Genomic DNA, 19,196 nt, shown 5'->3' on the forward strand with positions numbered 1-19,196 from the left:
TCGATGTGCTGTGGGCGATGCTGCGTGACAAGAGGCTGTTCACCTCCGCCCCGTCGGTCACGCAGACGGCTTGACACGATCATTGAGATTCCTTCCAACGCCGCTTGACGAAACGGAGCAGCGCTCCGGATACTAATTGGAGCGGTGCTCCGCTTCAGGTTAGCCGAAGCGGGGCCCCTGACCGCCTTTGTCAGTCGCCGGTCGACCGAGACCGGCGGCAGGATCCGCAGAAGGACAGCGAACGCGTCATGAGCACATTCACCTCCACCGCCGATACCTTGGGCTCGTCCCTCCCGGTCCTGTCCTACAGCCCGGTGGTCCTGCCCGTACCCGGACGTCCCGTGGACCTCCAGATCCGTGTCACCGCGCCCGAGAGCGGAACCGGCCTACCCGTCATCCTGCTCTTCCACGGCCAGGGCCCCTCGAACAACCTCTCCTCGATGAACGGCTACGCGCCGCTCGTCAACTTCTGGGCGGCACACGGATTCGTCGTCATCCAGCCCACCCACCTCACCTCCAGGACGTTGAGCCACCTGGTCGCCGACGTTCCCGGCGCCCCCTTCTTCTGGCGCTCGCGCGCCGAGGACATGAGCCACATCCTCGACCGGCTCGACGTGATCGAGAAGGCCGTGCCCCTGCTCGCCGGGCGGATCGACCACACCAAGGTCGCCGTCGCCGGACACTCCTTCGGCGGCTTCACCTCCAGTCTCCTGCTCGGCGCCCGGGTCACCGACCCCGACACCGGGGAGGAAGTGAGCCTCGGCGAGCCCCGGATCAAGGCGGGCGTGCTGCTGGCCGCGCCCGGCAGGGGCGACGTCCTCAACGGGCCCATGGCCGACGCGCTGCCGGTCCTCGGGACCATCGACTTCTCCACGATGACCACACCCGCGCTGGTCGTCGCCGGCGACGAGGACGACTCCCGGCACTTCACGGACATGGGGCCGGACTGGCACGCCGACCCCTACACCCTCGGCCCCAGCCCCAAGTCCCTGCTCACCCTGTTCGGCGCGGGGCACGCGCTCGGCGGGATCCCCGGATACGACGTCGCCGAGACCACGGACGAGAGCCCCGAGCGAGTCGCCGCCGTCGGCCGGCTCACCGCGGCCTACCTCCGCAGCCGGCTCAACCCCGGTGACAACGCCTGGCAGACCGCACGCGAGGCGCTGGCGACCAGCCCCGACCCGGTCGGACGGATCGAATCCAAGTAGCCACCCGCGGGGCACGTCCTGCAACGGGGTGGTCCGTGCCGTTGCCGTGAGCCCGCCGCCGCTCCGCATCGAGCGCCTGTGCTCGCCCCCGGCACGTCTGCCGCCGTGTGCAGGGAGGCGAGCCAGGTGCCGATCGGTGCTCGCGTCGGCGCCGCCGGCGACCCGCTGCGCACGCCGTCGCCTCGGGTCTGTGCCGCGGCGATCGACGTCGTCGACGTCTGGTGTGGTCCTTCCCGTCGTAACTAAGTGGTCTGCGTCGTAAGTCCTTCGGGGGTTGACTTCGAGACTGGGCATCAGCGTTCTCGTGGTGGGTGGCCGACATGTGGTATCGAGGGAGTTCTCGGGGGTGGTGGCACTGCAGGTGGGCGGGAGGGTGTCTGATCGGAGGCTGGCTCGCCTCGTCGCGGGTGCGTTGTGGCTTCCTCCGATTCGCCGCCCGGCGCCCCACGACGACTCGACTGCTCATTAGGAATTGCGGCGCTGATCGCTCAGTACGGACTCGACAGCGAGGTCGTCCGTGGTACCCCGTACGAAACAGCGATCTGCGGAGAAGCGCGTGACAGCGATCTGGGCCGGTCTCGACGCCGGGAAGACTCATCACCACTGCGTAGTGATCGACGACACCGGCAAACGACTGCTGTCCCGGCGCGTCGCCAACGACGAGAGTGAACTGTTCAAGCTGCTCGGAGACGTTCTCGACCTGGGCGACGAAGCGACGTGGGGCATCGACCTGGCGGACGGCGGGGCCGCTCTGGTCATCGCGGTCCTGCTCAACCACGGCCAGCCGCTCCTCTACATCCCCGGCCGGGCGGTCAATCGGGCCTCCGAGGGCTATCGGGGCGACGGCAAGACCGACGCCAAGGACGCGGCGGTCATCGCCGACCAGGCCCGCATCCGGCGCGACCTCACGCCCCTGCGTCCCGGGGACGAGCTGGTGTCCGAGCTGAACGTCCTCACCCGACACCGCCGCGACCTCAGCGACGACCGCACCCGGAACCATCAATCGGCTCCGCGGCCACCTCACCGAGATCTTCCCGGGCCTGGAACGCGAGCTCGACCTGGGCAACATCGGCCCCCTGGTGCTGCTGACCGGCTATCAGACACCGGCCGCCCTCCGCCGCACCGGCCGACGGCGCCTGGCCACCCGGCTGCGCAACCGCAAGGTCCGCAGCGCGGACGAACTCGCCGCCAAGGCCGTCCAGGCCGCCGAAGGGCAGCACACCAGTGTCCCCGGTGAGGACATGACCGCGCATGTGGTTCATTCCCTGGCCAGGGAGGTGATGGCCCTCAACGAGAAGATCGCGGAGACCGACAAACTCATCGAGGGCCGGTTTCGCCGCCACCGCAACGCAGACGTGATCAGCAGCATGCCTGGCATCGGTGTCCTCCTGGGCGCCGAGTTCCTGGCCGCTACCGGTGGCGACATGAGCGCCTTCGCCAGCGCGGGCCGGCCAGCCTCCTTCGCTGGCGTCTCCCCGGTGCCTCGCGACTCCGGAAAGGTGAGCGGCAACCTCCATCGCCCCACCCGCTACAGCCGGCGCCTCCAACGCGTCTTCTACACCTCCGCGTTGATCAGCATCCGATGCTGCGACGAATCCCGTCGCTTCTACGACCGCAAGCGCGCTGAAGGCAAACGACACAGCCAAGCCGTCATGGCACTCGCGCGTCGAAGGGTCAACGTTCTATGGGCACTTCTGCGTGACGGACGGTGCTGCGAACCCATACCGTCCGTCACTCTGGCTGCTTGACATCTCTATTAGGAATCGGGGCGTGCCTCGAGGAATGCGAGGGCGCTCACCACGAACGCGTCGTGGAACTGGAAGATCCCGCCGTGTCCGGCGTCCGGGTAGAGGGGGACGAGTTCGCCCCGGGGCAGTCGTGCGGCGAGGTCGAGGGTGTTCTCGCTCGGCACCATCCGGTCGCTCTCGCCGTTGGCCACCAGGACCGGCTGGTGGATGCGGGACATGTCGGCCGGCGCCTGCAGGCCCCATCGGTGGATGGCCTTGAGCTGGGAGAGATAGGAGATGGGGGAGATCGCCTTGTCCCGGTGTTGCGTTCGCTCCTTCAGCCGGGCCAGGAACTCCTTGCCGGCCCGGCGTCCGTTCGCGGTACGGGTGAAGAAGAGGTACTGCTTCGGATCTTGGAGGGTGAGCAGTGCTCGGAGGGTGTCGAGGTGGGAGATCCGGGTCACGTTCTTAATACCCTTGCCACCGGCGGGTCCTGTGCCCGCGAGGATCAGCCTGCGAACGAGTTGCGGTTCGTTCTGTGCGATCACCTGGGCGACCATCCCGCCCATCGAGAAGCCGAGGATGTCCACCTGGTCGAGCTCGAGTGCCCGGATGAAGGTGACGGCGTCGTCGGCCATTTTCTCGATGGTCTTGGGTGTCGAACCGGTGGACGCGCCGACGCCCCTGTTGTCGAACGTGATCACCCGGTGCCTGGCGGCGATGCCGTCGACGACACGGGGATCCCAGTTGTCGAGTACCGCGGCAAGATGGGTGAGGAAGATCACCGGGATGCCGGACCGGGGGCCGAGGTCGCGGTAGGCGAAGGTCACTTGGTCGGCGGTGACGGTGCGGGTCGGTGCGTCCCGGTAGGACATCACCGTGCCGCCGCTACCTTCATGTGTGTCGTTCATGGGTGTGCCCTTCGGTCTCGGATCTACCGCGGCCTCGCTCCGGCCGCTTCGTCCTCGCGGGTGTGCGCAGGACGGCTTCCCGGTCTTCCGACTGCGGGCGCGGGGCCGGCGGCCGGATGAGTGGGAGGGGCGCGCGGTGCACCTCTGGTCGATTCCTGTGGTGGCGGGGAGGGGGATCCACTCGTCTGCCGAGGCCGGCCGGTCAGGTGGAGGCGGGGACCGGCCGGCAGACCTCACTCCATCGCGATGACGACTTTGCCGGCCTTCGCGCGGCCCTTCTCGGCGTACTCCATGGCGTCGCGGGTCCGGTCGAAGGGGAAGACCCGGTCGACGACGGGGTGGATCTGCCCGGCGTCGACGAGCCGGGTGAGTTCGCGCAGCTGGCCGCCGTCGGCCTTCATGAACAGGAACGAGTAGGTGACGCCGTGGCGCTTGGCACGGCGCCGGGTCCTGAAGCTCAGCGCGTTCATCGCCTGCCGCAGGACCGGGTTTGCGCCGAGCTCGCGGGCGAAGTCCGCGTCGGGCGGCCCGGCGATGCTGATGACCTTCCCGCCAGGCTTAAGGACCCGCAGCGACTTCTCCAGGGTCTCGCCGCCGAGGGTGTCCAGGACGACGTCGTAGCCGTCCAGGAGCTGCTCGAAGTCCTGGGCGCGGTAGTCGATGACCACGTCCGCGCCGAGTTCCTTGACCAGGTCGGCGTTGGCCGCGCTCGCGGTGGTGGCCACATGTGCGCCCAGGTGCCTGGCCAGCTGGAGGGCGATGGTGCCCACTCCGCCGGAGCCCGCGTGGATCAGGACTTTCTGGCCCGGCCGGACCTGCGCCTTCTCTACCAGCGCCTGCCAGGAGGTGAGGGCGACCAGCGGGAGGGAGGCGGCCTGCGCCATGGTGAGGACGGCGGGTTTGGGGGCCAGGTCGTCCTGGTGGACGGCGATGAGTTCGGCGAAGGTGCCGATGCGGTCCTTGTCGGGCCGGGCGTAGACCTCGTCGCCCACCGCGAAGCGGGTGACCGACGAGCCGACCCGGACCACCACTCCGGCGAGGTCGTTGCCCAGGACGAGCGGAAGGCGGTACGGCAGGATCCTCTTGAAGGCGCCGTCGCGGATCTTGAAGTCCAGCGGGTTGACGCTCGCCGCGTGGATCTCGACCAGGACATCCTCGGGACCCGGCTGCGGATCGGGCAGCTCGGCGGCGTGCACCGCCGACTGGTCGCCGTACTTCTCGATCAGGTAGGTCTTCATCTCTCCGTCTCCGTGTCCCGTCCGTACCCGAACGCGATCTCCGCTCGCTTCCGGGCCTGCCCCGGTACGAGCCACTTTCTGCTAGTCACTGCTGGTTCACGGCGCCCCACGCCGATGCGGCGGAGTGCTTCTCACGCCGCGTTCGGCGACGTGGCCAGGCTCTGCTTGACGTACCGGGTGGTCTCGTCGGCGAGGACCTCGGGCAGGCCCGTCTCCACGGCGGACAGGGCCTGGGTGGCGACCTCGGCGGGGTTTGCCTTCTGGTCGGCGGGAACGCCGGCGGCCATGTCGGTGTCCATGTACCCGACGTGCAGCGCCGTCACCGTGATGCCGCGGGGCGCCAGTTCCTCTCGGACCGCGCCGGTCAGCGCCCATGCCGCCGCCTTCGCCGCAGCGTATGCGCCGAGGCCGGCCGGGTGTATCCAGGACAGGACCGACAGCACGTTGAGCACGCCGCCGCCGCCGTTGGACTCGATGACCGGGGCGAAAGCCCGCGTCACGGCGAGAGGGCCGAAGTAGTTCACCTCCATTTCCAAGCGCACCGCGTCCGGGCTGCCCGCGATCAGCGGCGTTCCGGTGGAGATGCCCGCGTTGTTGACCAGCAGCGTCGCGTCGGCGGCGATGCGGGCCGCCGCCCGGATCGACTCCGCGTCGGTCACGTCCAGCCGCAGCGGGACGACGCCCGGAAGGTCCACCGTCTCGGGGCGGCGGGCCGCCGCGTACACCTTGGCCCCGCGCTCCACGAGCTGGGCGGCAAGATGCCGCCCGAGCCCCCGGTTGGCGCCAGTGACCACCGCGACCGCGTCCTTCAGTTCCATGAGCACTCCCGACGTAGTGGGCGGCAGCTGACCGCCACAATAGATTTCATCCAACATCTAAACTGGAGTCTAGAATAGATTCGACTCGACATCCAACTGGGAGGGTGACCAATGGGCCGCGTATCGCAGGCACAGGCACGGGACAACCGCCGACGGGTCGTGGAGACCGCCTCCCGGCTCTTTCGGGAACAGGGCACCCACGTCAGCGTCGCCGACCTCATGAAGGCCTCCGGCCTGACCCACGGCGGCTTCTACAAGCAGTTCGCCTCCAAGGAGGCACTCGTCGACGAAGCCACCGCCCACGCCTTCGCCGAACTCGCCCGCCACCACAAGGACGGGCTCGACCAGTACGCCGGACAGCGCGACGCCGCCCAGCGGGCGCTGATCGACGCCTACCTCTCCACCGAGCACCGCGACAGCGCCGCGGACGGCTGCCCCGCCGCCGCACTCGCCGGCGACATGGCCCGCGACGGCGCAGACGGCGAGGCCCGCCGCGTCTACACCCAGGGAGTCGGCGACTTCGCCGACTGGCTCGCCACCGAGGACCAGGACGGCATCACCCGGCTCTGCACCATGCTCGGCGCACTCATCCTGTCCCGCGCCACCAAGGGCTCCCCACTCTCCGAGAAGATCCTCACCACCGCACGCGAGGCACTGACGGCCACCAACTGACCAAAGACGCGGTACAGGGCGGCACCGCGCAGGAAGGGCGCGTGTCGTCGACCTACCGTCATCCACTTCTCGCGATCGGCCTGCCTGCCTTGCCCGTTCCCTCGGCCTGCCCGATAACCCTGACCGCCTCCGAGTGGGAGCGGTTGAAGAAAATGGCCTACGGCCACAGGACCGAGCACCGGATCCGGCAGCGCGCCCACGTGGTGCTGCACGCGGCCCGGGGCCGGTCCAACGCCCGCATCGCCCGTGAGACCGGGCTGCACCTGGACACCGTCCGTACGTGGCGCGGCCGCTTCGCCGCATCCCGGCGGCCCGCCCTCGGCGACCTCAAGCGGTCCGGCCGTCCCGCCTCCTTCACGCCGCTGCAGGCTGCTCAGGTCAAGGCCTTCGCCTGCCAGTTGCCCGCCGAGAGCGGCACACCGCTCGCACGCTGCGGGGCCGACCAGCCGGCTCGCTGCGCCAGCACCCACCGGCCGAGCTGCTCGCGTTCGAACACCTTTGCCTCCGGCATTGCCGCCCAGTCGACCCGGCCGTCGGACTCCAACTACCAGGGCCCGAGCGGCGGCGTACGCGCGCTGCCAGGTGACTGGCCAGGCCGGGCACCACCGCGGGTCGAGCTCTTCCAACGCGCGCCGCCGCTCCGGGGTGAACGCACCCGGCTCGTCCGTCGGCACCTCGGCCTGCGCCTGCAAGGAGGTGAGCCAGTTCCCGAGCCGGTAGCCGCCGATCGACGCCGCGCCAGCGCCGTGATCGATCGGCCCTGCTCGGTCGCCCAGACCCGCGCCCACGACAGGCCGGCCTCGAACCGGGCCTCCGACTCGGGTGACACCCGACCCCGTCGAATTGCTCCGCCTGGTTGTCGCAGCCCCTGGCCGAAGGCCGCGTCAGCGGGCAAGTCGCGACCTGTGACCTGCGAGCACTGCACCCCGATTCCCCTGCCGGATCCGGCCGCGACAGCACCCTCGCCACGGCTGGATGCTTGAACTCCCGTCCCGCGACTTCGCCCACTGTCCGTGACCCGTCGGCAGTACGCTGCCGTGTGGGCGGGCGGTTGATGGTCCATCAGGTGTGTGTTGGGGGAGGGGGCGGGTGAACGGTGGGGACTCGGGAGCGCGGGGCGCGGCCGGTGCCGGGGAGCCGCGGGCCGGCCGTGAGCCCGGTGGTTCTCTGAGAGGGCGCGGCTCGGCGGGTTCAGCCGAAGCGGACGGGCCGGGTGTGCACGTTTCCGGGGACGCGTCCGTCTCCGGGGACCACGGTTCGGTCGCGGCTACCCGGATCGACGGGCCGGTGTCGGTCACCAACCGGAACGTGCACCACCACTACCTGTCGGTCTCGGTGCGCGTGGCGGGTCTGGCCGCGGTCCTCGTCGCGGTCGCGGCGACCGTCTGGGGGGCAGTGCTGTTCCAGCGTGGGGGACGGCCGGTGCGCCCGGGCCCGGAGGTGTCCACGACACCGTTCTCGCCCGGTCCTTCCACGGACCAGTCACGGTCGCTGCCGCCGTCTCCTACCGCCGGACCGTCTCCCTCGCCCTCGCCGTCCCTGAGCCCCGTGCCGCCGCCGTCATCGGCCGGGCCGCCTGCCGGGGCCGTGCGCGTGAGGTGGTACGGCACGCTCACCCTGGACGACGGCAGCAGCGGCGGTATTCCCACCACCGGCTGGTTCCTGGACCCGGACCCACCGCAGCGGGCGCCGATGGGAGACATCTCCCTCGCCTGCCAGCTCACCTGTACAGCCGGTACCTACGCCGGCAACACGATCGTCCGCTGGAACGGCCCGGCGGCACCGAACCGCCTGGACTGCGTGAGCCTGCTCAACAGCAACCCGGGACAGCGGACGGAAGACGTCCCGGAGGGCGCGATGGCCTGCTTCGGAACGGAGGCGGGTCGGGTCGGCTACTTCAAACCTTCCGGAGGAAGCGGCGGCCGGCAGAAGCTGGACGTGACCGTCTGGGAACTGCCCTCCTGAATCCCGCGCGGAGCTGCAGGCCGTTGTCACAGGTGAGCGGCACCAGCCTGTGGAACCTTCTTGGACGCCGACCACAGCCAGACCGGTGCTGCCGCGCCCCGTCCGCCCGTTGTGCCCGCCCGGCCGGGTCGCGGACGATCGTCAGCAGCCGTTGGTAGTCCGTCGGCAGCGCGTCCGGACCGAGGCCAGCGGCACGGGGGCCGGGATCGGCAGCACCGACCGGCCGCCCACCCGGGCCTCCGGGGGCGCCGCCGCGAGCGACAGGTACTCCCCGAAGCCCGATCCTGCGGCGAACAGCGGTGTGCCGGCGCATCCGGAACGCGGCGGACTCATGGTCGCGATCGTCGTTCTGATCTGTCAGCGGCCAGTTGCGATTCCCCGCCGGCGGCCACCTGATGGGGAGTCAACTGGCCGCCGGCGGTCACGCTGCGTGGATGCTCGGAGATGTCTGCCTGAGGCTCGCCTCGGGCCAGGAACGGCTAGGGGCGGAGCACGATCTTGCCGTGGGTGTGCTGCTGTTCCAGCTCGCGGAAGGCGTCTCGCACCTCTTCCAACAGGTAGGTACGGGCGATCGGCACCTCCAACTCGCCGCGCGCGGCGAGCCGGGCCAGCTCGCCGAGGACGACCGCGGACGCCGCCGCACCCTCTCCGTAGGTCCGCGCGCCGACCTCGGCCGCGGCCTGCCAGTCGCGGATGGTGTTGATTCGTTCGGGCCGCACGCCCAGCTCCACCGCCAGTGCCACGTAACCGTCGCCGAAGGTGTCGATGAACGCGTCGACCCTGCCGCCGGACGCCTGACGGATCCGCTCGGCCACGCCGGGCCCGTACTCGACCGGGAGGACACCGTGGTCCTTCAACCACGCGTGGTTCCGCTCGCCGGCCAGCCCGATCACCGTGGCGCCGCGCAGTCGCGCGAGCTGCACCGCAAGCGACCCGACACCGCCCGCCGCACCGGAGACGACGACCGTGTCGTCCGGGCCCGGGTCCACCGCGAACACGGTGGCGTAGGCGGTCGTGCCGGCCACGTACAGTGCCCCGGCCACCTCCCACGGCAACCCCGCCGGACGGGAGACCAGATTCACGTCGTCCACCACGACGAACTGGGCATGGCTGGCCCGCCGGTGGGTGAAGCCCAGCACCTCATCGCCCACCGCGAAGCCCCGGACATGCGGGCCGAGCTCCACCACGACTCCGGCGAGGTCGCTGCCCTGCCCGGAGGGAAACGTCGCCGGCCAGCGTTCGTGCAGCGCGCCCACGCGGATATGCGCCTCGCCGGGCTGGATCCCGGCCGCGCGGACCTCGACCAACACCTGCGCCGGACCGGGCACCGGCCGCTCCACCTCCTCCACCCGCAGCACCTCGATCCCGCCGTACTCGTGAAACCGCACCGCCTGCATTGCCTGATCACCGCGCTTTCTCGTCCGGACAAGACTCGGCCGGCCGCGCCAGAGGGCTGACGCCGCCGTGCCGCAGCATTCAAAGATCAAGCGCGGATCCGTATTCCCACGAGCACGACAACGGCGATGCCGTCCGCGCCCAGGACCCACCTGCGGCCTCGCTCGCACCGTGCGACCCGGACCCAGGACATCGACGGGGAGTGACGGCAGAGGTGGCCGCACCTGGGGAATTCTCCATGGCCGCTGACACTGATCCTGCCCCCACCGTCTGCCCCTACCGTCTACGCGGCACGAGTCCGGTGTCGAAGGCGATGATCGCCAGGTGGACGCGGTCCCGAGCCTCGAGCTTGGCGAACAGACGCGCGACGTGGGTCTTCGCGGTCGCCGTGCTGATCACCAGCCGCTCGGCGATCTCGGTGTTCGACAGTCCCTGTCCGACCAGTGCCAGCACCTCGCGCTCCCGGTCGGTGATCCCCGCGATGGGGCTCGAGTCCGCGACGGGCCCGGCGTCGGGTTCGGGGGCCGCGGGGCCGGACGTTCCGGCGAAGTCCGCGATCAGTCGTCGGGTCACGCTCGGCGCGATCAACGCGTCGCCCGCGGCCACCACGCGGATCGCTTCCAGGATCGCGTCCAGGGCCATGCTCTTGAGCAGGAATCCGCTGGCCCCGGCGCGCAGTGCGCCGTAGACGTACTCGTCGTGGTCGAAGGTCGTGAGCACCAGGACCTTGGGCGGGTCCGGTTCGGCGGTCGCCTGCCGGGTCGCCTCGATCCCGTCCACGCCCGGCATCCGGATGTCCATCACCACGACGTCCGGCCGCAGTTCACGCACCAGGCGCACCGCCTCGCGGCCGTCGCCGGCCTCGCCCACCACCTCCAGGTCGTCGGTGTCGCCGATCAGGATCCCGAGCCCGACCAGCATCAGGGGCTGGTCGTCGACCAGCAGCACCCGCACGCTCATGCGCCCGCCTCGCTGACGCTCGGCGAGCGCTTCGCGCACGCGCACCTGTTGACGGTGAGCCCGCTTCGCTCGCTCACGCCGGGAGCCTCGCCGTCACCCGGAATCCGCCCTCCGGACGCTGCCCGGCGCTGAACTGGCCGGACAGCAACGTCACCCGCTCGCGCATGCCGAGCAGGCCGAAGCCGCCCCCGCCGGCCGTGGAGAGCCTCGGACGGCCCGGCCCGCCAAGGCCGTCGTCCCCGTCGTCCACCACCTCGATCGTCACCCCTTCCGGCTCGTAACCGACCGCGACCCGGCACGTCCGCGCCCTGGAATGCCGCACCACGTTCGTCACCGACTCCTGGACGATCCGGAACGCCGACAGTTCGATCTCCGGCGGCAGTGGACGCCGCTCGCCCCGCCAGGTCACCTGAACCCGCACCCCGGCGCCGGCCGTGCGTTCGGCGAGCTGCGGGACGTCGGCCAGGCTGCCGGCCGGCGCCAGCGGAGCGGCCTGCGGCATGGCGTCGTCCGGCTCGGCGCGGCGGAGCGCCCCGAGCATGCGCTGCAGCTCCAGCAGCGTCTCCCGGCTGGTGGTCTCGATGCCGGTCAGCGCCTGCCGCGTCTGCTCGGGCTTGGTCTCCACGACCCGCGCCGCCGCTCCCGACAGCACCGTGATGATCCCGATGCTGTGCGCGACGCTGTCGTGCAGCTCGCGGGCGATCCGCAGCCGCTCGGCCATGACGACGCGGGCCGCGGTCTGCTCCTGCAGGGCTTCGAGGTATTCACTGCGCTTGCGGTACACCCCGCCGAAGACCCACGCGACCGCGAACCACAACGCGAACTGCCCGGCCCACTGGGACGCGTCGCCGACAGTCTGCTCGGGGACGTGAAGGCAGTTGAGGAACGCGGCCGCGACGGCCGCGACGGAGCCGACGGCGGCAACCTTCGGCCGCCGGACCGCGAGGTACCAGCCCAAGCCGACGAGCAGGACGAACACGATCACGGGCCGCGCGCCGAAGGCGTCGCCGAGGACTGCTTCGCCCAGGACCGCCGCGAAGACCACCGCCGGCAGACGGCGCACCAGCAGAACCGGCAGGGCGAGCACGACACAGAGACCGAGCATCTCGAAGGGCGAGATGCCGGGGAACCGGAACAGGCCGTCGTAGTGCGCCCAATCGGTGGGCAGCATCGTCAAGGCGAGGATCAGCGCGTACAGGCAGGCGGTGGCCAGCACCACGGCCTGTGACATCAGCCAGGTCACGCGTTTCGATGTCGACAGGCGCTGGAGAAGCTGTTCCATGCGGAGATCGTATGCAGTGGCGTCAGCCCTACGCGTCGCCCCGGGGATGTACGCCGGATACGCCCCCGGGCCGATGGCCTGGGAAGAGGTGACATCCGCCGGCCGACGCGGTGGATCGTGGTCCGTTCCTAGGTTCATGGTCATGACGAATGCACCGATGATCGATCTTCGCGACACGACAAAGAAGTACGACGACGGTCCGCCCGCACTGGCCGGCGTCAGCCTGTCCGTGGCGGCTGGTGAGTGCGTGGCGATCCTCGGCCATTCCGGCAGTGGCAAGTCCACGCTGCTGAACCTGATCGCGGGTCTGGACAAGCCTTCCAGCGGCACCGTGACCGTCGACGGCACCCGCGTCGACCAGCTCGGCGAGGCCGGTTCGGCGAAGTACCGCCGGGCCTCCATCGGCATGATCTTCCAGTTCTTCAACCTGCTGGACGACCTGACCGTGTTGGACAACGTCATGGTTCCGGCGCAGCTGGCCGGGATGGACAAGGGCGAAGCGAAGCGGCGGGCCGTCGAGCTGCTCGACTCGCTGGGCATCGACCGGCATCTCAAGGCCTATCCCCAGCGGCTGTCCGGCGGGGAACGGCAGCGGGTGGCGGTGGCCAGGGCCCTGATGAACAAGCCGGCGCTGCTGCTGGCCGACGAGCCGACCGGCGCGCTGGACTCGAGCTCGGCCGAGGACGTGCGCGAGCTGCTGCTGGACCTGAACAGCGAGGGCCAGACCATCCTGCTGGTCACCCACGACGTGCAGCTGGCCGCGAGCACCGCGCGCCGCACGATCGAGTTGGTGGACGGCGCGGTGGCACGGGACGTGGCCAACACGGTCAACGTGGTCGCGGGCGCCGCGCTGAACGGCCCGGCTGGAGTGGTCCGATGACCCTGCGCCAGCCGCCGATGCCCTGGCACGTCCTCGATGTCGGGTTCCGGGCCGTGGCCCGCCCGCTGCCGGCGGTGAGCCGGTGAGCGCCCTGGGCAAGGTCGTACGTTCCGGTGTGGGTCGCCGTCGGGTCCAGTCCCTCGTCATGGCTCTGACGACGTTCGCCGCGGTGACGTCCTCAGTGCTTTCCCTCGGTCTGCTGGCCGTCGTGCAGGCCCCGTTCGAGCACGCCTTCCGTGCGCGGAACGGGGCGCACCTGGCGGTCCAGTTCGACGGCTCGAAGGTCACGGCCGCGCAGGCCGCCGCCACCGCGCACGCCGCCGGCGTCACCGAGGCGGCCGGGCCGTACCAGGTCGCCGCCGCCCTGGACACGACGGTCGGCACTGACTGCCCGCACGAGGCTTTCGCCGGTCACGACAACGGTCCGATCACCGTCACCACCCGGCCCGACCTGGGCAGCACCTCCGGGATGGACCAGCTGGCGCTGACCCGGGGCCGCTGGCCGACCAGCCCGGGCGAGATCGCCCTGCCGTGGCAGCATTATGCCGCCGACTGCTTCGGCGATTCGGTGGTGTTCTCCTCCCTGCCGGGCAAGCCGTCGTTCAAGGTCGTCGGCTTCGCCAACTCGGTGACCGACAGCGCGACCGCCTTCGCCACCGCCGACGGTTTCGCGCGGCTCACCGCCGCCGGTGCCAAGTCCGACGAGCAGATGCTCTACCGGTTCGCCAAGGCCGGGACCGACGCCGACATCGCCACCGACAAGCAGGCGGTGGCCGCCGCCGCGCCGGCCGGCTCGGTCGAGGCCGGACAGTCGTACCTGACCGCGGAGCAGCTGGTGACCGGCAACGCCAAGGCCTACGTGCCGTTCCTGATCGCCTTCGGGATCCTCGGGCTGTTCATGTCGGTGCTGATCATCTCGATCGTGGTCAGCGGGGCTGTGGCCTCGGGAATCCGGCGCATCGGGATTCTGAAGTCGTTGGGCTTCACCCCTTCGCAGGTGGCCCGCGCCTACACCGCGCAGGCCGTGATCCCGGCGGCCCTCGGCCTGGTGCTCGGCACGGTCTTCGGCAACCTCCTGGCCGTGCCGATCCTGGACGGGGCGACCAAGCAGCTCGGCGCGGCCAGTTCGGCCGGTGCCACGATCCCGTTGTGGGTCAGCGCCGTGGTGCCGCTGGGCACCCTGCTGATCGTCGGCGTCACGGCTTTGATCCCGGCCCTGCGAGCCGGCCGGATGCCGACGGTGCGGGCTCTGGTCGTGGGCCGCGCCCCCAAGGCCGGGGGCGGTCGGACGGCGCAGCGTCTGGCCTCGCGGCTGCCGCTGCCCCGGGCCGTGTCGTTGGGGCTGGCCCAGCCGTTCGCCCGGCCGGCCCGGGCCGTACTGGTCGGTGCGGCGGTGCTGTTCGGCGTAGTGAGCGTCACGTTCGCGGTGGGGCTGGAGACCGGGTTCAACAGGTACCTGGACGCCAGCACCTCAGGCTTCAACGTCGCGTCGGAGTTCGTGGAACCCACAGCCGACGTGGGCGTGCCCTGGGGTCTCTACGGCCCCAACGACCCGCGCACCCCGCACCTGGACGCCGCCAAGGTCGCCGCCGCGCTCGCCGGGATCCCCGGCACGAAGGCCGCGTTCGGCTGGGGCGACAGCGGTGCGACCATGGTCGGCACCCCGCCCGGCGGCGAACCGGCGAAGGTGTTCACGACCACCGGTGACTTCTCCTGGACGCACCTGGAGCTGCTGTCCGGCCGCTGGTACGCGGCGCCCGGCGAGGCCGTGGTCGGCGACAAGCTGGCCACGACGGTGGGGATCCACGTCGGTGACGACGTCACCGTGGCGCAGCAGAACAAGCAACTGTCGCTGAAGGTCGTCGGCATCAACTTCGACACCAACCAGGGCGACTACACGGTCATGACGGATGCGGCCACCTTCACCGCCGCCGGTCTGACCCCGCACATCGACCAGTTCAACGTCGAGCTGGCCGACAACGTCAACGGATCGGACTGGTCCACCTCGGCGGCCGCCGCGCTGACCCCGCTGGACGCCTCGGTCCAGCCGAACTCGGGCGGGGGCAAGAACATCATTGTGATCACCATGGGCGCCCTGGTGGCCACGCTCACGCTGATGATGATCGCGGTCGCCGCGCTCGGGGTGCTGAGCACGGTCGTGCAGGACACCCGGGAGCGGGTCCATGACCTGGGGATCCTCAAGGCCCTCGGGATGACGCCCAAGCAGACCACCGCGATGGTCCTGACCTCGGTGTCCCTCACCGGCCTGATCGCCGGGCTGGTCGGGGTCCCGCTCGGGGTCGCGGTGGAGAAGGCGACGCTGACCCCGATGGGGAACGCGATCGGCCGGCACCTGCCGCCGAGCGTGTCCCACACCTACACCACCGGGCTGCTCATCCCCCTGCTGGCCGGCGGGATCGTGATCGCCCTGCTCGGCGCACTGCTGCCAGCCAGCTGGGCGGCCCGGTCGCGGACCGCCACCGCGCTGCGGACCGAGTAGGTCCGAGTAGAGCCGAGCGAGCAGGGCCGAGTAGGGCGGAGCAGGGCCGCTGGTCGCCGCGGCAGAAGCGGTGCTGGGCACTGCACGGCGCGGCGGGTATGCCAATGCCGACCTCCTACGGTTGATACCCGTGGGAGGTCGGCAGTTCGGCGTTTTCCCTCAGCACAGAGGCGTGAGAGGTACCCAGCTGGGTGGGCTCAGCCGTTGAGCCAGTCCTGGTAGCGGGTCGGTGCGAGGCGGGCGTCGGGGCCCGGGGTGAGGACGTCTCCGTGGACGGCGGCGAACAGGCCCGCCTGGTCGTCGACGACGACGGGGCGCCGGTCGCCCCGCGCGGCCAGCGTGATGCGGCCGATCTCGTCGAGCGTGAACGTGTCGGGGCCCGCGATCTCGAGGACGCCGCCGAGCGGCGTGCCGGTGGCCACGTCTGCGAGGACGTCGACGATGTCGTGGCTGGCGATCGGCTGGAGCAACGTCGCCGGCAGTCGCACGGCGGTCTCGTCCGAGGTCCACGACATGGTGGGCTCCATGAACTCGAAGAACTGCGTGGCGCGCACGATGGAGTAGGGCGTCGGACCGCCCCGCAGCAGCTCCTCCTGGAGCGTCTTGGCGCGGTAGTAGTCCAGTTCGGGGACCTGGTCCACGCCGACGATGGACAGCACCACCTGGTGGCGCACACCGGCCCGCTCGCCAGCGGCGAGGAGGTTGCCCACCGTGGTCCGGAAGAACTCGATCGACTGCTCGTCGAACGTGGGGGAGTTGGTCACGTTCACCACTGCCTCCGCGCCGGCGAGCGCCGCGTCGAGGCCGGCTCCGGTGAGCAGATCGACGCCGGACGACAGCGATGCGGTGGTCACCTGGTGGCCTCGTGCGGTGAGCTCGGTGGCGAGCTGCGAGCCGATGAGCCCGGTGCCGATGACGGTGATCTTCATGGTGCGCCTTCCCTGGTGGGGTCGAGCTCCCCCGGAAACTCGGACAGCTTATATCCGAGATAGTACTCGGATATCCTGTGTCCGAGTCAAGTGGAGGTGGCATGAAACTGTCCGGTGGCGTGGAGTGGGCACTGCACTGTTGCGTGGTGCTGACCGCGGTCGGCGATCCGGTGCCGGCGGCCCGGCTGGCCGCGCTGCACGACGTGTCGCCGAGCTATCTGGCCAAGCAGATGCAGGCGCTGTCCCGCGCGGGCCTGGTGCACTCGGTCCAGGGCAAGACCGGCGGCTACGTCCTCACCAGGAAGCCCGAGGAGGTCAGCCTGCTGGACGTCGTACAGGCCGTCGACGGGGCGAGTCCCGCGTTCGTCTGCACCGAGATACGTCAGCGCGGCCCGCTGGGGACGCCGCCGGAGCAGTGCACGAAGCAATGCCCCATCGCCAGAGCAATGGGAGCGGCCGACGCGGCGTGGCGCGCGTCCCTGGCAGCCGTCACGATCGCCGACCTCGCCGCATCGGTGGAGGGCGACAGCGGTCCCGAGGCTCTGCCGAGGATCGGCGCCTGGTTGAACGCGGATCCGGGTGATCGGCCTTACTGACCGTTTTCCGAATGAGTTGAGCCGCAGGTCGTGCACCAGGATTTGGATGGCGGCGGCGGTGAGGGTGAGCGGGCCGGTGATGTCGATGGGTTCGGGGTGGTCGAGCAGGGAGGTCGGGGCGAACGTCCAGTAGGGCTGGCTGGGGAGATCCGAGGGCGCCGAAGATCGCTTCCCAAGTCGTCAGCGATCGCTTCCCGGATGCACTCCGCGGATGCCACTCACGCGTTCGGACATGACAGCTGCGGCCCTGAACCTGTGCCGCGCGCCGTTGGCCGACTGACCGCTCGGTGCAGCTCGATCAGCGCCGATCGTGCCGGCACCAAGAGTTCCGTGGTCCGCGGGCGGGGGCCTATTCCGGGTAGAGCTTGGTCAGCCGCGGAAGCCGCCGACTCATCTCCTCGCGGTCGTCGAAGTCGAAGTTCCAGTCCGGGTCCAGGTCCGGGAGGCGAATGCTGAAACCGTCGTTGGGAAGTTCCTCGCCGGTGGCTGTCTGATGGGCAGTCCAGGCGATGCTCAGGGCCTCTTCGCACCAGATGTCGAGCCCGTCAGCAGCGAAAGCGCGTACGGCGGGGAGGCCGGCGAGCGCGTCGGGATCAGCAATGATGCGCTCGAACGTCTCACGGCCCTGCGTGATCAGCCAGCCACGGAAGTAGTCGAAGCCGTCGTCGGAACATCCGCCGTTGATCACGTAGGCAGCGCCCCAGAGCGGGGATCGGTAGGAGTCGGCCATCAGACCCGAGAGGATCCGGTCGGCGGCGATGATCTCCCGAGGCGGGCGGAGCGCGAGCAACGCGGCGGCCTGCTCGGCGACGGCGTCGCCATTGTCCGGGGCCGGCACCCGCGAGCGGGCCTCCTCGATCAACTTCCAGAACTGCTGAGTGTCCATGACCGCCGAGCATGCCATCGGGCCCCGACAAGGCGGGTCGGACGGCGGCCGCCAGGCGGGCGGGTGCGGGCCGAAGTCGTCCCACCGGGCTATGCCCAGCCCCCGGGGGCCAGGCCCGGAACTCCGGAGCGGGTTGAGGCAGACCAGGCCCTCGGTCCACGCCACCCGTGTCGGCTTCGTCATCGGCGAAGTCGCCTCGCGCAGGCGGCCACCTCGTAGGCGATCGTGGCGTAGGCGATCCAGATCGCTCGGGTGCAGCCGCGCGCCGTCGATCGCCACCGCGGCGTTCTCGTACGCCGCGTCGTGCGCCACGCTGCTCTCCTCGTCCGGGCTCCAGACCCGTTCCATCCGCCAGGACTGACAGGGCGGCAGCTTGGCGATCCGCGTCTCCAACGGGGATAGTGTCCAGCTGCGCTGCTGGACCGTAGTGCGAGCGGAACGCCGCCCACCTGTGCGACTCCACCCGCGAGCGGCCGAAACAGAGCGGGGAGACTGCCGGCTTCAGGTTGTCGTAGCCGATGTGCCCAACCGGGGCCCCACCCAGGATCCGACAGGCGTCCACGTGGCCCTGCATGAAGGCTTCCTGACTGGCCGTCGAGAAGACCTTTCTTTGCGCTATCGAGGGTGCCTGGGCGGATCCCGGTCAGAACGAGATCGGGAGCTCCTCGATCCAGCAGTTGACCGACTTCGCGGTGATCACGGCTTGGGCGTCCTCGGCGTCCGATCTGGCCAGGAAGACGCGCGTAAGGGCGCCCAGCGGGCGTTCGAACAGGAGATCGCCCACCGTGCGGGAATCCCGGCGGGCACGGAAAACTTCCGCGCGGCGATCGCCGACACCCGGCCCACTCTCACCGCGCAGGCCCTGGCCACCTTCGAAGAGGACATTCAGCACCACGTTCGCCTCTGAGAGGGCGTTTAAGTCACTTCTGGCACTATTTTTGGCGATATGTGCTTCTGATGTGGTGTGACTGGTGGTGCTCATAGGGCTGGCGATTCTGGGGGTGCGGCGAGGCCGCTGTCTTGTCCACGCTCCTCCCGTTTCATCCCGGGATACAGATTGTGCGCCGTGTGCTTCGAGCGCTGGCACGCGCGCCCGGAGTCGGCGGGTAGATCAGCATCATGCCTGAACGTCGCCGCTACCCGAGCGATCTGTCCGATGCCCGGTGGGAGCTGGTCGAGCCGGTCCTGACGGCGTGGCGGGCCGAGCGACGCGGCCGCGGCCTGGACAT

17 protein-coding genes and 2 pseudogenes are annotated in these 19,196 nt (G+C 70.2%); 9 read left to right on the forward strand and 10 right to left on the reverse strand.

The window, feature by feature from the left end:
* The first annotated feature begins 248 nt into the window (after positions 1–248).
* Entirely contained in the window at positions 249–1,208 is a 960-nt protein-coding gene (locus AB0K51_RS33250; protein WP_363461763.1) for a chlorophyllase, read from the forward strand.
* Between the two features lie 556 nt (positions 1,209–1,764).
* A pseudogene (locus AB0K51_RS33255) lies at positions 1,765–2,956 on the forward strand (IS110 family transposase).
* Between the two features lie 8 nt (positions 2,957–2,964).
* Here AB0K51_RS33255 and AB0K51_RS33260 read toward each other — a convergent pair.
* From AB0K51_RS33260 to AB0K51_RS33270, 3 genes are all read right to left on the reverse strand, one after another.
* Positions 2,965–3,846 (reverse strand): alpha/beta hydrolase, encoded by an 882-nt coding sequence (locus AB0K51_RS33260; protein ID WP_363461765.1) that lies wholly within the window; start codon positions 3,844–3,846, stop codon positions 2,965–2,967.
* A gap of 233 nt (positions 3,847–4,079) precedes the next feature.
* Positions 4,080–5,084, reverse strand: a complete 1,005-nt coding sequence (locus AB0K51_RS33265; protein WP_363461767.1) for an NADP-dependent oxidoreductase — start codon at positions 5,082–5,084, stop codon at positions 4,080–4,082.
* Positions 5,085–5,215: 131 nt separating this feature from the next.
* Positions 5,216–5,902: an SDR family oxidoreductase gene (locus AB0K51_RS33270; RefSeq protein WP_363461769.1), complete on the reverse strand. Its 687-nt coding sequence runs from the start codon at positions 5,900–5,902 to the stop codon at positions 5,216–5,218.
* A 111-nt stretch (positions 5,903–6,013) separates the two neighbouring features.
* Here AB0K51_RS33270 and AB0K51_RS33275 point away from each other — a divergent pair, with 111 nt between their 5' ends.
* The 3 genes from AB0K51_RS33275 to AB0K51_RS33285 all read left to right on the forward strand — a co-directional run bounded on the left by AB0K51_RS33275 (position 6,014) and on the right by AB0K51_RS33285 (position 8,539).
* Positions 6,014–6,574 carry a TetR/AcrR family transcriptional regulator gene (locus AB0K51_RS33275; protein ID WP_095877722.1) on the forward strand — a complete coding sequence of 187 codons (561 nt, stop codon included), beginning with the start codon at positions 6,014–6,016 and terminating at the stop codon, positions 6,572–6,574.
* Between the two features lie 41 nt (positions 6,575–6,615).
* Positions 6,616–7,557, forward strand: coding sequence for a helix-turn-helix domain-containing protein (locus AB0K51_RS33280; RefSeq protein WP_363461771.1), 942 nt, complete (start codon positions 6,616–6,618; stop codon positions 7,555–7,557).
* A gap of 610 nt (positions 7,558–8,167) precedes the next feature.
* A complete protein-coding gene (locus tag AB0K51_RS33285; protein WP_363461773.1) occupies positions 8,168–8,539 on the forward strand; it encodes a hypothetical protein in 372 nt (123 codons plus the stop codon).
* A 141-nt stretch (positions 8,540–8,680) separates the two neighbouring features.
* Here the strand turns inward: AB0K51_RS33285 and AB0K51_RS33290 are convergent, their stop codons facing one another.
* The 4 genes from AB0K51_RS33290 to AB0K51_RS33305 form a co-directional block, all read right to left on the reverse strand.
* Complete coding sequence (locus tag AB0K51_RS33290) at positions 8,681–8,872, reverse strand: hypothetical protein (RefSeq protein ID WP_363461775.1); 192 nt, start codon at positions 8,870–8,872, stop codon at positions 8,681–8,683.
* A gap of 146 nt (positions 8,873–9,018) precedes the next feature.
* Positions 9,019–9,936, reverse strand: a complete 918-nt coding sequence (locus AB0K51_RS33295) for an NADP-dependent oxidoreductase (RefSeq protein ID WP_363461791.1) — start codon at positions 9,934–9,936, stop codon at positions 9,019–9,021.
* A gap of 274 nt (positions 9,937–10,210) precedes the next feature.
* The gene (locus AB0K51_RS33300) at positions 10,211–10,894 is read right to left on the reverse strand and encodes a response regulator transcription factor (protein WP_363461793.1); all 684 of its coding nucleotides are present in this window, start codon (positions 10,892–10,894) and stop codon (positions 10,211–10,213) included.
* A gap of 73 nt (positions 10,895–10,967) precedes the next feature.
* Positions 10,968–12,320, reverse strand: a complete 1,353-nt coding sequence (locus AB0K51_RS33305; RefSeq protein ID WP_363461777.1) for a histidine kinase — start codon at positions 12,318–12,320, stop codon at positions 10,968–10,970.
* On the opposite strand from AB0K51_RS33305, the gene AB0K51_RS33310 reads away from it, so the two are divergent.
* On the forward strand, positions 12,319–13,056 hold the full coding sequence (locus AB0K51_RS33310) for an ABC transporter ATP-binding protein (RefSeq protein WP_363461779.1): 738 nt from the start codon (positions 12,319–12,321) through the stop codon (positions 13,054–13,056). The two genes, AB0K51_RS33305 and AB0K51_RS33310, sit on opposite strands and share 2 nt — an antisense overlap.
* A gap of 145 nt (positions 13,057–13,201) precedes the next feature.
* Positions 13,202–15,556, forward strand: a complete 2,355-nt coding sequence (locus AB0K51_RS33315) for an FtsX-like permease family protein (protein WP_363461781.1) — start codon at positions 13,202–13,204, stop codon at positions 15,554–15,556.
* Positions 15,557–15,753: 197 nt separating this feature from the next.
* Here AB0K51_RS33315 and AB0K51_RS33320 read toward each other — a convergent pair whose 3' ends face one another.
* Positions 15,754–16,485: an SDR family oxidoreductase gene (locus AB0K51_RS33320; RefSeq protein WP_363461783.1), complete on the reverse strand. Its 732-nt coding sequence runs from the start codon at positions 16,483–16,485 to the stop codon at positions 15,754–15,756.
* A 101-nt stretch (positions 16,486–16,586) separates the two neighbouring features.
* On the opposite strand from AB0K51_RS33320, the gene AB0K51_RS33325 reads away from it, so the two are divergent.
* Positions 16,587–17,081 carry an Rrf2 family transcriptional regulator gene (locus AB0K51_RS33325; protein WP_363461785.1) on the forward strand — a complete coding sequence of 165 codons (495 nt, stop codon included), beginning with the start codon at positions 16,587–16,589 and terminating at the stop codon, positions 17,079–17,081.
* Positions 17,082–17,430: 349 nt separating this feature from the next.
* Here AB0K51_RS33325 and AB0K51_RS33330 read toward each other — a convergent pair whose 3' ends face one another.
* Both AB0K51_RS33330 and AB0K51_RS33335 read right to left on the reverse strand, forming a co-directional pair.
* Entirely contained in the window at positions 17,431–18,360 is a 930-nt protein-coding gene (locus tag AB0K51_RS33330) for a DUF4240 domain-containing protein (RefSeq protein WP_363461787.1), read from the reverse strand.
* Positions 18,361–18,610: 250 nt separating this feature from the next.
* The gene (locus tag AB0K51_RS33335) at positions 18,611–18,949 is read right to left on the reverse strand and encodes a hypothetical protein (protein WP_363461789.1); all 339 of its coding nucleotides are present in this window, start codon (positions 18,947–18,949) and stop codon (positions 18,611–18,613) included.
* Positions 18,950–19,086: 137 nt separating this feature from the next.
* On the opposite strand from AB0K51_RS33335, the pseudogene AB0K51_RS33340 reads away from it, so the two are divergent.
* Positions 19,087–19,196, forward strand: a pseudogene (locus AB0K51_RS33340) (IS5/IS1182 family transposase); the annotation flags it as partial.

Origin of the sequence: Kitasatospora sp. NPDC049285, assembly GCF_040678815.1 — a bacterium.
Classification (GTDB): domain Bacteria; phylum Actinomycetota; class Actinomycetes; order Streptomycetales; family Streptomycetaceae; genus Kitasatospora.

Coding starts and splice junctions, on each gene's coding strand:
- AB0K51_RS33290 (WP_363461775.1), bottom strand. CDS start 8,872: ATGAGTCCGCCGCGTTCCGGATGCGCCGGCACACCGCTGTTCGCCGCA.
- AB0K51_RS33320 (WP_363461783.1), bottom strand. CDS start 16,485: ATGAAGATCACCGTCATCGGCACCGGGCTCATCGGCTCGCAGCTCGCC.
- AB0K51_RS33250 (WP_363461763.1), top strand. CDS start 249: ATGAGCACATTCACCTCCACCGCCGATACCTTGGGCTCGTCCCTCCCG.
- AB0K51_RS33315 (WP_363461781.1), top strand. CDS start 13,202: ATGGCTCTGACGACGTTCGCCGCGGTGACGTCCTCAGTGCTTTCCCTC.
- AB0K51_RS33295 (WP_363461791.1), bottom strand. CDS start 9,936: ATGCAGGCGGTGCGGTTTCACGAGTACGGCGGGATCGAGGTGCTGCGG.
- AB0K51_RS33300 (WP_363461793.1), bottom strand. CDS start 10,894: ATGAGCGTGCGGGTGCTGCTGGTCGACGACCAGCCCCTGATGCTGGTC.
- AB0K51_RS33275 (WP_095877722.1), top strand. CDS start 6,014: ATGGGCCGCGTATCGCAGGCACAGGCACGGGACAACCGCCGACGGGTC.
- AB0K51_RS33325 (WP_363461785.1), top strand. CDS start 16,587: ATGAAACTGTCCGGTGGCGTGGAGTGGGCACTGCACTGTTGCGTGGTG.
- AB0K51_RS33305 (WP_363461777.1), bottom strand. CDS start 12,320: ATGACCATGAACCTAGGAACGGACCACGATCCACCGCGTCGGCCGGCG.
- AB0K51_RS33265 (WP_363461767.1), bottom strand. CDS start 5,084: ATGAAGACCTACCTGATCGAGAAGTACGGCGACCAGTCGGCGGTGCAC.
- AB0K51_RS33260 (WP_363461765.1), bottom strand. CDS start 3,846: ATGAACGACACACATGAAGGTAGCGGCGGCACGGTGATGTCCTACCGG.
- AB0K51_RS33335 (WP_363461789.1), bottom strand. CDS start 18,949: ATGAGCACCACCAGTCACACCACATCAGAAGCACATATCGCCAAAAAT.
- AB0K51_RS33270 (WP_363461769.1), bottom strand. CDS start 5,902: ATGGAACTGAAGGACGCGGTCGCGGTGGTCACTGGCGCCAACCGGGGG.
- AB0K51_RS33310 (WP_363461779.1), top strand. CDS start 12,319: ATGACGAATGCACCGATGATCGATCTTCGCGACACGACAAAGAAGTAC.